This window comes from Methylobacterium tarhaniae, assembly GCF_001043955.1.
Taxonomy (GTDB): domain Bacteria; phylum Pseudomonadota; class Alphaproteobacteria; order Rhizobiales; family Beijerinckiaceae; genus Methylobacterium; species Methylobacterium tarhaniae.
Genome location: NZ_LABZ01000032.1, coordinates 59,481 through 70,907, shown reverse-complemented (window position 1 = coordinate 70,907; position 11,427 = coordinate 59,481). Strand labels below are relative to the sequence as shown.

Sequence of the window (11,427 nt, the reverse complement as noted above, 5' to 3'; positions counted from 1 at the left end):
AACGCTTAAGCGCGGCGGTATTAAACGGCGACGCCCCCGCCGGGGAAAGGCGGGGGCGTCGTGTCGGACGCGCGGGGCCGTGGCGTCAGCGACGCAGGATCTTGGTGACGAGGCGGCCGACGAGGTTGCCGGAATCGTTGTGGGTGATCCGGTCGTCGTAGGGGCGGCCGTCGGGGCGGGTGCGGGGATCGTCGTTCCCCAGGATCTTGGTGACGATCCGGCCGATGAGGCTCATCGTATCCTCCGAGTTCTGCGGTGGCGGGGCATCTCGCGGGATCAACGGCCGAACAGCCTGAGCCGTTCCGGACCCGCGTCACGCCCGCTCCGCCATCGCCTCGAAGACCAGGGCGTGGCGGGCCGCCAGGGCCTCGACGTCGGTCGCGTAGCCGCCGCCGATCACCGCGGCGAGCGGGATGCCGCGCCGGCGCGCCTCGCCGATCACGTAGGTGTCGCGCCGGCGCAGGCCGTCATCGGTGAGGGCGAGGCGGCCGAGGCGGTCGTCGCGGTGGGGATCGACGCCGGCATTGTAGAACACGAGGTCCGGGCGCTGCGCGTCGAGCAGGCGCGGCACGTGCAGGGAGAGGGCGGTCAGGTAATCGTCGTCGGCGAGCCCGTCGGGCAGGCCGATATCGAGATCCCCCGGCACCTTGTCGGTGGGATAGTTCTTCTCGGCATGCATCGAGAAGGTGAACAGGTCGGGCTCGTCCCGCAGGCAGTCGGCGGTGCCGTCGCCCTGGTGCACGTCGAGATCGATGACGAGCGCCCGGCGGATCGTGCCCTCGCGCTTCAGCACCAGGGCCGCCACCGCGACGTCGTTGAAGACGCAGAAGCCCCTGCCTCCGTCCCGCCTTCCGTGATGGCTGCCGCCCGCCGTGCTGCCGGCGAGCCCGCCCTGGAGCGCCAGCCGCGCCGCCAGCAGCGTGCCGCCGGCCGAGGCGAGGGAGCGGCGCGCCACCCCCTCGTCGACCGGCAGGCCGATCGCCCGCTCGATCGCCCGCGGCACCGTGGCGGTGACGACCTGCTCGACGTAGCGCGCGTCATGCGCGAGGCGGATCAGCTCCGGGCTCGCGGGCTCCGGCGTCACGAAGCCGTCGGGCACGAGCCCCCGCGCCTCGATCGCTGCGGCGAGCCGCCCGTACTTGCCCATCGGGAAGCGGTGGCCTTCCGGCAGCACGGCTTCGTAGGCCGGATGGAACATGACCGGGACCATGGGCGAGACCCTGTGAGAAACGGGGACAACACGAACACGCACAACGCGCCGGTCCGCCCCCGGGCAGGCGCGACCGCGCGCCGCGGGCAGCCGTGATCCTGTCCCGGATGCCAGAGGGTTAGCGCGCCGTCCCGCACCGGTTCAACAGGCCTGTCCGGCCGGTCAAGGTTCCCTTTCCGCCGGCTTATGCTCTAGCTTGCCCTGGGACCGGACCTGTCCGCGGACACGGTTTGGACACGAATTCCCCCGACCCTTGGGTAAGATGTCCCATGATGGGGTCGGTCGTCGCGGGGCATGAACCGGCATCCGTGAGATCCGCCGACCGGTGGAGACGAGGCACGCCGCTGGCGTGAGGTGAGTATCCGGCAGCGCCGTGTTGGGCGTTGCCTTGCAGCACGGCCGGGGGCATGCGGGATCGGGTCGACCATCGCGGCGCGCAGAGGGCGCGTCCGTCAGCGGGAACGGCAGGGGCGCTCGGGCTCGGCCTCGCCCTCGGCATGGGGGTGACGGAGCCGGCGCGTGCCTTCGACCTGTTCGGCCTGTTCGCCTCCGAGGAGGCGCCGCCGGCCCCGAGCCCGACCGCCCTGCCCTACGCGGTCCGCTTCCAGGGCGTCGAGGACGAGGATCTGCTCCGCGCGCTCCAGGACACGTCGAGCCTCTACCGCCTGCGCAACGACGCGCCGCCGGACGGCGAGGGCCTGCTGCGCCGGGCCGAGGCCGACGCGCCCCGCCTCGTCGATGCGCTCTGGGGCTTCGGCTACTATGCCGGGACGGTCTCCTTCCGCATCGAGGACGTGGTGCTGGGCGGCGATGCCGCGGCGCGCGCCGCCATGCGCGCCGCCGAGGCCGCCCGCAACCGCACCCTGGTGGCTTTGCGCATCTCCATCGACCAGGGCCCGCTCTACCACCTGCGGAGCATCGCGGTCCTCGATCCCTCGGGCCGGCCGTTCCCGCCCGAGATTCTGCCCGCCCGCCTCACCCGCCTCGGCGACGACGTGCCGGCCCGCTCCGCCGCGGTGCTCGCCCGCGAGGCGGCGCTGATCGACCAGCTGCGCCGCGAGGGCCATCCCTTCGCCAAGGTGCTGCGGCGCGAGCCGGTGGTGGATCACGCCGCCCGCGCCATGGACGTGACCTTCGTGGTCGATCCGGGGCCGAAGGCGGCCATTGGCGCCATCGCGGTGCGGGGCACGCAGAATATCGACCCGGCGGTGGTGCGCTCCTTCATCTATGCCGAGCCGGGCGATCCCTACTCGCCGCAGGCCTTGTCCGACATCCGCCGCTCGGTCTCGCGCATCGAGGCGCTCGGCGGCGTGCGGGTGCGGGAGGGCACGGCGCTCGATCCCGACGGCACCCTGCCGGTCTTCGTCGACGTGACCGAGCGCGCGCCGCACATCGTCGGCGTCTCCGCCCGCTACTCCACCGTCGACGGGCCGGGCGTGCGGGCCTATTGGGCCGACCGCAACCTGTTCGGCGGCGGCGAGACCCTGCGGATCGACGCCGACCTGTCCTATCTCGGGCTGGGCACCGACTATTATGCCCGCCGCCGGCGGCTCGCCGGCATCGAGACCAACGGGCTCGGCGGCCGGCTCTCCGCCACCTTCGTGAAGCCGGCCCTGTTCGGTACCCGCAACGACCTCGTCGCCAGCGCCTTCATCGGCCGCGAGGTGCAGCAATCCTATCTCAGCGACGCCACCGGCGGCACGGTCGCGATCCGCCGCCGCTTCGCCGACGCCTTCTCGGCGCAAGTCGGCCTCGACGGCCGGGTCGGCTCGGACCGCGATGCCCTCGGCCGGGTCGATTACGGGTTGCTCGGCCTCAATGCCGGCGTCACCTACGATTCGACCGACAGCCTGCTCGACCCGACGAAGGGCTTTCGCGTCACCGCCTCGCTCACGCCCTATGCGGGCTTGGGCAACAGCCCGGACCTGCTGCTGGCCAAGGCGCAGGGCTCGACCTACTACGCCTTCGACGAGGATGGCCGCTACATCCTGGCCGCGCGCCTCGGCTTCGGCTCGATCAGCGGCGCGAACCTCGCCGACATCCCGGCCTCCTTGCGCTTCTTCGCCGGCGGCGGCGGCTCGATCCGCGGCTATTCCTACCGCACGGTCGGGCCGATCGGCCCCTACCAGCTGCCGATCGGCGGCCGCTCGCTGCTCGAGGGCTCGATCGAGGGCCGGATCAAGATCACCGACACGATCGGCATCGTGCCCTTCGTCGATGCCGGCACGGCCTTCGCCGGCACCCTGCCCGATTTCGACGAGCGCATCCGCGTCGCGGCGGGCTTAGGCCTTCGCTACTACACCGGCATCGGCCCGATCCGGGTCGATCTCGCGGTGCCGCTGAACCCCGACAAGCAGCTCAAGCAGCCGCCGGTCGCCCTCTACATCAGCCTCGGTCAGGCCTTCTGAATGATGCAGATGCGGGCCTCGCGCCTCCTCACCGCCGCCTTCGCCGTCGCCCTTCTGGGGCTGGCCTGGCTCGGCCACGCCGCCACCGGCGAGGCCGCGGAGGGCGAGACCACGATCCTCGGCGACCTCCTGTCCCGCGCCCTCTCGACCCCGACCTCGCGGGTCTCGATCGGTGCCGTCGACGGGGCGCTCTCCTCGGACGCCACGATCCGCGACGTCGCCATCGCCGACCGCAACGGGGTCTGGCTGCGCCTCGACCAGGCGCGGCTGATCTGGCGCCGTACCGCGCTGCTGTCGCGCCGCCTCGAGATCGACCGGCTGGAGATCGGGCGCCTGGAGGTCTTGCGCCGGCCCCTGCCCTCCGCCAGCCCGCCCTCCCAGGACAAGGAGGCGCTGCTGCCCGATTTGCCGGTCAAGGTGGTGGTCAAGGCCTTCGCGCTCTCCGACCTCGCCCTCGGCGAGCCGGTGATCGGCGAGGCCGCCCGCATCGCCGGGGCCGGCCAGGCCACCCTCGGCGATCCGCGCGAGGGCCTCGATCTCGGCGTCGGCCTGCGCCGGCTCGACAAGCCCGGCACGGTCACGATCAAGCTCGCCTACGCGCCGGAGAGCGGCCGCCTGGAGGTGAAGCTCGCCCATGACGAGCCGGCCGGCGGCCTCGCGGCACGGCTGATGAACCTGCCCGGCCTGCCGCCGGTCACCCTCGACCTCGACGGGCGCGGCACGCTGGATGCCTGGAACGCCACCCTGGACTTCCGGGCCGGCGAGGGCATCGGCGCCCAGGGCAAGGCCCGCATCGACCGGGCCGGGCCCGAGCGCCGCATGGGGCTCGACCTCGCCTCCCAGGTCGAAGGCCTGATGCCCGGGCCGCTCGCCGCGGTCTTCGCCGGCACCACCCGCCTCGACGGGTCCTTGCGCTTCGTCGATGACGGTGCCGTGCGGGTCGACCGGTTCGAGCTCACCTCCCGCACGGCGCGCCTCGCCCTCGAGGGCGGCGTCGACGCGGCACGCAACGCCGACCTGACCCTCCAGGCGCGGGCGCTGCCGACCGAGGGCGGCGTCACCAAGGCCGGCGACGCCACCCTCGAAGCCCTGGTGCTCGATGCGAGCCTCAAAGGCCCCCTCGACGCCCCGGCGGTTCGCGGGACCCTGCGGGCCGCCGGCCTCTCGGCGGCGGGCAGCCGCCTCGGCCGGGCGAGCGCCGACCTCGTCGCCGAGCCGCTGCCGCGCGCACCCGAAGGCCAATCCTTCCGCCTCGCGGCGAATGCCGACGTGGACGGCCTCCACCTTGCCGACCCGGCCCTGCGCCGGGCGATCGGCCCGAAGGCCGCCTTCCGCCTCGCCGGCCGCATCGACCCGAACGGCGTCGCCGACCTCGAGACGGCGAGCCTGGAGGCGCCGACCGCCAGCGCCCGCTATGCCGGCCGGGTCGGCCGCGACGTGGTGGCGGGCACGCTCCGGGCGGACCTGCCCGACCTCGCCGCCTTCTCCCTCGCCGCCGGCCGGCCGCTCGGCGGCCGCGTCGCGCTCAAGGCCCTGCTCTCCGGCGATCCCGGCCGGGCCGGAATCACCGCCGACGTCGAGGCGGATACCGACAAGCTCTTTCTCGGCACCCCCGCCCTCGACCGGACGCTCGGCCGCGAGCCGCGCTTCTCCGGCCGCCTGACCCGCCTGCCCGACGGCTACGCCGTCCAGGCCGCGCGCCTGAGCGGGGCTGCCGTCACGGCGACGATCGACGGCCGCGCCACCGAGGCGAAGGCCGACATGACCGGCCGGATCGACCTGGCCGACCTCGCCACCCTCGACCCCGAGCTCGCCGGCCGGGCCGGGCTGGAGGCCCGCCTCACCGGCTCGCTGGAGCGTCCGGACCTCGCCCTCACCCTGGCGGCGCCGGAGGCCCGCGCCCTGGGCCGGCCGATCCGCGACCTCGCCGGCCGGGCGGTCATCACCGACGCCACCGGCGCCCTCGACGGGACGCTCGCCCTGTCCGGCCGGGTCGACGGCAAGCCGCTCGCCGGCGACCTCCACCTCGCCCGCCGCGACGCCGACTGGCTGCTCGACCGCCTCGCCGTCACGCTCGGCTCGGTGGCGCTGACGGGCCGCGGCGCCTTCGATCCGGCGTCGCGCCTCGCCGAGGGCGAGGTGTCGCTCAAGGCCGGCGACCTCGACGACCTCTCGGCCCTGGCGCTCACCCGCCTCCAGGGCCGCCTCGACGCCGCCATCACCCTGTCCCGCGCCGGCGGCCGGCAGGATGCGCGGGTGCGGGCGACCGGCGACGGCGTGCGCGGGGCCGGCATGGCGCTCTCGCGCCTCGACGCCGACCTGGGCGGCACCGACCTCCGGGCGAGCCCCCGGGTCTCCGGCCGGCTCAACGCCGAAAGGCTCGTCGCCGCCTCCGAGACGATCGAGGCGATCCGCCTCGACGCCAGGCCGGCGCCGGACGGCAGCGACCTCGTGCTCCAGGCCCGGGCCCGGGGCTTCGCCCTCGACGGCGCCGCCCGACTGGTGCCGGCCGCGCAGCCGCGCCTCGACCTCGCCCGCCTCAGCGCGGTGCGCGGGGCGGACCGGCTGGCGCTCGCCGGGCCGGCGACGATCACGTTCCGCGAGGCCGGCGTGACGGTGGCGGGCCTCGCCGTCACGGCCGGCTCGGGACGGGCCAGCCTCGACGGCACGATCGGCCGGAGCCTCGACCTGCGGCTCGGCCTCAAGAGCCTGCCGCTCGCGATGGCCCGCATCGCCTCCCCGAGCCTGACCCTCTCCGGCACCCTCGACGGCGAGGCCGTGCTCGCCGGCCCGGCCGCGAGCCCGGAGGGGCGCTATTCGCTGAGCCTGTCGCGCCTCGTGACGCCCGAGACCCGCTCCGCCGGCCTGCCGCCGATCGACGCCCGGGCCTCGGGCCGGATCGATGACGGCCGCGCCGGCCTCGACGGCACGGTGACGGCCGGCCGCGGCGTCCAGCTCGCCCTGTCCGGCTCGCTGCCGGTCGAGGCCGGCGGCGCCCTCTCGCTGCGCGCCCGCGGCACCCTCGACGCGGCGCTCGCCAACACGCTGCTGGCGGCGGGCGGCCAGCGCCTGACCGGCCGGGTCGCCCTCGATGCGGGCGTCGCCGGCACGTTCCAGGCCCCGAAGATCGACGGCGCGGCGGTCCTCACCGGCGGCAGCTTCACCGACCCGCTGAACGGCGTGCGCCTCACCGACATCCAGGGCCGGGTGACCGGCCGCGGCGACACGATCGTGATCGAGCGCCTGACCGCCGCCACCCGCAACGGCGGCACCCTCCAGGCGCAAGGCCGCGTCGCCGTCGAGCCGGCGGCGGGCTTCCCGGGCAACCTGACCCTCCGGGCCGACCGGGCCGAGCTGGTCTCGAGCCCGCTGATGACGCTGATCACCGGCCTGAACCTGTCGCTCACCGGGCCGCTGGCCCGCACCCCGCGGGTGACCGGCCAGGTCGACCTGGTCTCCCTCGACGTCTCGGTGCCCGACCGCCTGCCCGCCACGGTGCAGCCGCTCCCCGGCATCCGCCACGTCAACGCGCCGCCGCAGACGCAGGCTCGCCTCGCCGCGCGGTCGAGGCGCGAGGCGGCTTCGCGGCGCGGCCGCAAGGCGCCGCCCTTCCTCGCCACCCTCGACCTCGCGGTGAACGCCCCCGGCCGGATCACCGTGCGCGGCCGCGGCATCGACGCCGAGCTCGGCGGGGCTTTACGCCTCACCGGCACCTCGGCGGCGCCGGTGGCGAACGGCGCCTTCGCGATGCGCCGCGGCCGGATCCAGATCGCCGGACAGCGCCTCGACTTCACCCGCGGCCGCCTGACCTTCGCGGGCGACCTGACGGCGCCGGACCTCGACTTCCAGGCCCAGTCCCAGGCCGGCGACGTCACGGCGAAGATCGCCGTCACCGGCCCGGCCAACCAGCCCGACTTCGCCCTCTCCTCCGAGCCGCCGCTGCCGCAGGACGAGGTCCTGTCGCGCCTCCTGTTCAAGAAGGCCTCCGGCGGCCTGTCGCCGTTCCAGGCCTTGCAGCTGGCGCAGGCCGTGGCCCAGCTCTCCGGCGGGGCCGGCGGGCCCGACGTGTTCGAGAGCGCCCGCAAGGGCCTCGGCCTCGACAGCCTCGACATCCAGGCCGGCGCGAAGGGCGGCGCGGCGGTCGGCCTGTCGCGGGCGCTCGGCGAGCGGGTGAATGTCGGGGTGCGTGCGGGGGCGCGGCCGGAGGACAGCGCGGCGACCATCACCTACGACGTGACCGGGCGGATCAAGGTCCAGGGCGAGGCCGGGGCGGATGGGCGCACGGCTGTCGGGGTGGGGGCGGAGTGGGAGTATTAGTATTTACCCCGGTCGAGATTGATAAATCCCGGCAAGGATCGTAGCGCAATAAAATCATAAATTTATTTTAATTATTGATTTAAAATTTTTAAAAATCTATATTTCATGACAAGTCGTTGATCCGCCTTCACAGGCGTCAAACTGCTATGTGTGAAGGCCGTTTTCATTCACCATCGGCTTTCAACCCTTTTGAGGCGCTCGCTCCAATGTTTGTATCTATGGTTCTATCTAGATCTGAGAGAGCTGAAAAAACCTGAGACGGATCGGTCTTGTCATATTCATTGCCGGGCTTTATGTATCGAAATCCGTATTCCTTATGATGCTCAGAAGGAATTCCTACGGGATATTTGGCGCCGCTATGATCGAATCCACTTGCGACGCATTTATCGACTAATTTATCTATGTTATGGCGAATATCTGGCTTTTTAGTTCTATTTCGCTGCAGCCGCACGACATAAGTGCAGATTTTAGATATTGTTCTAGGGTAAATCCCACCAGCATATGAAACGACATATAGAAACCGGTGTCGTCACCTAAGCTGAAACGAAGTGGATTTGTAATTATTGCATATGTGAATTGAACGTACCCTTTCGCACTTCCGTAAGGATAGAAGGGGGTTTGGATGCATATTTTTGCCCTGATAAAAATGAGAAGACGTTGCGCGGCGGTCTGTAATATTTTTTACAAGTTAGAAAGTGGTGTCGCTAGGATTGTCCCGGGGTCGGGGGTCGCTTCTCTCGCGGCGCCCTCAGGTGGTACTCCGTCTCCCGCTGGAATGCCGCCCCTACGCCCAGGCACAACGCATCGTCGTAGGGCTTCCCCACCACCTGCGCGGCGACCGGCAGGCCCGTGCGGCCGAGGCCGGTCGGCAGCATCAGGGCGGGCAGGCCGGTATAGTCGAACAGCATGGTGTTGCGCGGCAGCACCGCCTGGAGCGGGTGGGCCTCGCCGTTCACCTCCACCGTGAGGCTGTCGAGCGAGGCCGCTTCGCCGCCGAGGCCCGGGGTCACCAGCACGTCCACATCTGCCAGCGCGTCGAGGACCTGCGCCAGCACGACGGGCCGGCGGCGTAAGGCGCGCAGGTAGTCGGTGGCGGAGAAGAGGCGGCCCTGATCCATCCGGGCGCGGGTGCCGGGATCGAGGGCGGCGGCGCGGTCGAGGTCGGGTTCCTGGAGCGCGGCGAGTTCCGCCATCACGATCGTGTAGCCGTCCTGGTGCGCGGTCGCGACCGGCCCGAGATCGACCGGCACCAGCCGGGCGCCCTGGCGCTCCAGCAGCGTGAGCATCGCCTGCCAGGCGGCGAGCACCGCATCGTCCTGCATCGCCGTGAACCAGCCCTCCGCCACGCCGACCCGCAAGTCCGACACACCCCTCGCCCGGGTCGCGTCGTAGCGGCCGGCGGCGTGGGGGTCGGTGCCGTCGGGACCGGCGATCCAGGGCATCACCCGGGCGAGGTCCGCGGCCGAGCGGGCCATCGGGCCGACATGGTCGAGGGTCCAGGACAGGGGCGCGACGCCGGTCCGGGGCACCAGCCCGCGGGTCGGCTTGAGGCCGGTGACGCCGCACCAGGCCGAGGGCACCCGGATCGAGCCGCCGGTATCGGTGCCGAGCGCCAGCGGCATCAGCCGGGCGGCCAAGGCCGCGCCGGATCCGGTGGAGGAGCCGCCGGTCCAGCGCGCCCGGTTCCACGGGTTGGCGACGGCGCCATAGCGCGGATTGTGGGCCGAGCCGCAGGCGAATTCGGTGGTGGCGAGCATCGCCAGGGGAATCGCGCCGGCCGCCCGCAGGCGCGCCACCACGGTCGCGTCGGCCTCGGCCACCCGGTCGCCGGTGAGGCGCGAGCCGCAGGTCACGGGCGCCCCGGCGCAATCGATGATGTCCTTGATGCCGAAGGGCACGCCTTCGAGGGGGCGGGCGCGCCGGGTGCCGATCCGCCGGGCGCTCTCCTCGGCCGCCGCTTCCGCGCCCGGCACCAGGGCCAGCACCGCATCACGCCCCGACGGATGGCCCGCGATGCGTCCCGTCAAGGCCGCGACGACGGCGACCGGATCGGTCGCGCCCGCCGCGTAGGCGGCTTGGAGCGCCCCGATCCCGAGCGCGTGGAGCGGCCCGTCCTCGACGGGCGGCAGGGGCGGCGCGAGGGGCACCGCCTTCCCGGTCGCGTTCGCCACCTCCCGCAGGCGCCGCTCGGCCTCCCCCGGCTCCGGCGCGTCCCTCTCCCAGGCCGAGGGCAGGTCCCGGGCCGGGGTGGCCTCCGCCACCGTGCCGGCCAGGATGGTGCGGGCGATGAGCGCGTCGGAGACGCTCACGCGGCGACCTCCCGGCGATCGTGCAGGCGATCCTGCCGGCAGGCCATCAGCGGCTGGATCCGGGTGCCGAAGGTGTCGAGGCCTGCGAGGAAGTCGTCGAAGGTCAGCATGATGCCCTTCACCCCCGGGACCAGGGCCGCCTCGTCGAGCATCCGCGCCACCTTGGCGTAGGAGCCGACCAGCGTGCCCATGTTGAAGTTCACCGCCCCCTCGGGGAGGTTCATCCAGGTCGCGGTGGAATCCGCCGAGGCGTTCTTGTCCTGCGTGCTCTGGTCGAGCATCCAGGCCAGGGCCGCCACGTCGGCACCCTGGCGGTAGGCCATCCAGCGCGCTTCCGCTGCCGCGTCGGTCTCGTCGGCGATCACCATCATCAGCACGTAGGAGCCGACATCGCGTCCGGTCTTCGACGTGGCCTCGATCAGCCGGGCGCAGGTCGGCGCGCAGGCCGTCGGCGTGTTGAGGCCGGCGCCGAGGACGAAGTTGTAGTCGGCGTAAGTGGCGGCGAACTCCATGCCGCGCCCGCTCTGGCCGGCGGCGACGATCGGGATCGGGCCCGACGGCGCCGGCTTCATCATGCAGCCCTCCATCCGGAAATGCTCGCCCTGGAAGTCGGAGGATCCGGTCTCCCACAGTTCCTTCATCACCCGGACGTATTCGGTCGAGTAATCGTAGCGGTACCCGAAATAATCGTCGCCGGGCCACAGGCCCATCTGCGCATACTCGGCCTTCTGCCAGCCGGAGACGATGTTCACCCCGAACCGGCCGGGGGCGATCGAATCGATCGTGGTCGCCATGCGGGCGACGAGGGCCGGCGGCAGGGTCAGCACCGCGGTCGAGGCGAAGAGCGTGATCCGCTCGGTCACCGCCGCGAGGCCCGCCATCAGGGTGAAGGATTCGAGGTTGTAGTCCCAGAACTCGGTCTTGCCGCCGAAGCCGTGCAGCTTGATCATCGAGAGAGCGAAATCGAGCCCGTGCGTTTCAGCCTTCTGCACGATCGCCTTGTTGAGGGAAAAGCTCGGCTTGTATTGCGGGGCCGCTTCCGAGATCAGCCAGCCGTTGTTGCCGATCGGGATGAACACGCCGACATCCATGCGCGAAGCTCCGGGTTCCGGTGGGCGGCCAAGGGCCTGCCGGACGGGGCGTTGCAGGATCGGGGCCGTTTCAGGCCGGGTTCGGCGCGTTC

The 11,427-nt window shown here is 72.2% G+C and carries 6 protein-coding genes; 2 read left to right on the top strand and 4 right to left on the bottom strand.

Annotated elements, in window-relative coordinates; translation table 11 throughout:
• Positions 1 to 85 precede the first annotated feature (85 nt).
• Together VQ03_RS06010 and VQ03_RS06005 are read right to left on the bottom strand one after the other, a co-directional pair.
• Entirely contained in the window at positions 86 to 235 is a 150-nt protein-coding gene (locus VQ03_RS06010; protein ID WP_048449954.1) for a hypothetical protein, read from the bottom strand.
• Positions 236 to 313: 78 nt separating this feature from the next.
• Positions 314 to 1,210: a histone deacetylase family protein gene (locus tag VQ03_RS06005; protein ID WP_048449953.1), complete on the bottom strand. Its 897-nt coding sequence runs from the start codon at positions 1,208 to 1,210 to the stop codon at positions 314 to 316.
• Positions 1,211 to 1,707: 497 nt separating this feature from the next.
• On the opposite strand from VQ03_RS06005, the gene VQ03_RS06000 reads away from it, so the two are divergent.
• Together VQ03_RS06000 and VQ03_RS05995 are read left to right on the top strand one after the other, a co-directional pair.
• On the top strand, positions 1,708 to 3,618 hold the full coding sequence (locus VQ03_RS06000; protein ID WP_157063975.1) for an autotransporter assembly complex protein TamA: 1,911 nt from the start codon (positions 1,708 to 1,710) through the stop codon (positions 3,616 to 3,618).
• 9 nt (positions 3,619 to 3,627) lie between these two features.
• The gene (locus tag VQ03_RS05995; RefSeq protein ID WP_053078423.1) at positions 3,628 to 7,935 is read left to right on the top strand and encodes a translocation/assembly module TamB domain-containing protein; all 4,308 of its coding nucleotides are present in this window, start codon (positions 3,628 to 3,630) and stop codon (positions 7,933 to 7,935) included.
• A 704-nt stretch (positions 7,936 to 8,639) separates the two neighbouring features.
• Here VQ03_RS05995 and VQ03_RS05990 read toward each other — a convergent pair.
• Positions 8,640 to 10,244, bottom strand: coding sequence for an amidase (locus tag VQ03_RS05990; RefSeq protein WP_053078422.1), 1,605 nt, complete (start codon positions 10,242 to 10,244; stop codon positions 8,640 to 8,642).
• The gene (gene rutA, locus VQ03_RS05985; protein WP_048449951.1) at positions 10,241 to 11,335 is read right to left on the bottom strand and encodes a pyrimidine utilization protein A; all 1,095 of its coding nucleotides are present in this window, start codon (positions 11,333 to 11,335) and stop codon (positions 10,241 to 10,243) included. Before rutA ends, VQ03_RS05990 begins: the two co-directional genes overlap by 4 nt.
• Between the last annotated feature and the right edge of the window lie 92 nt (positions 11,336 to 11,427).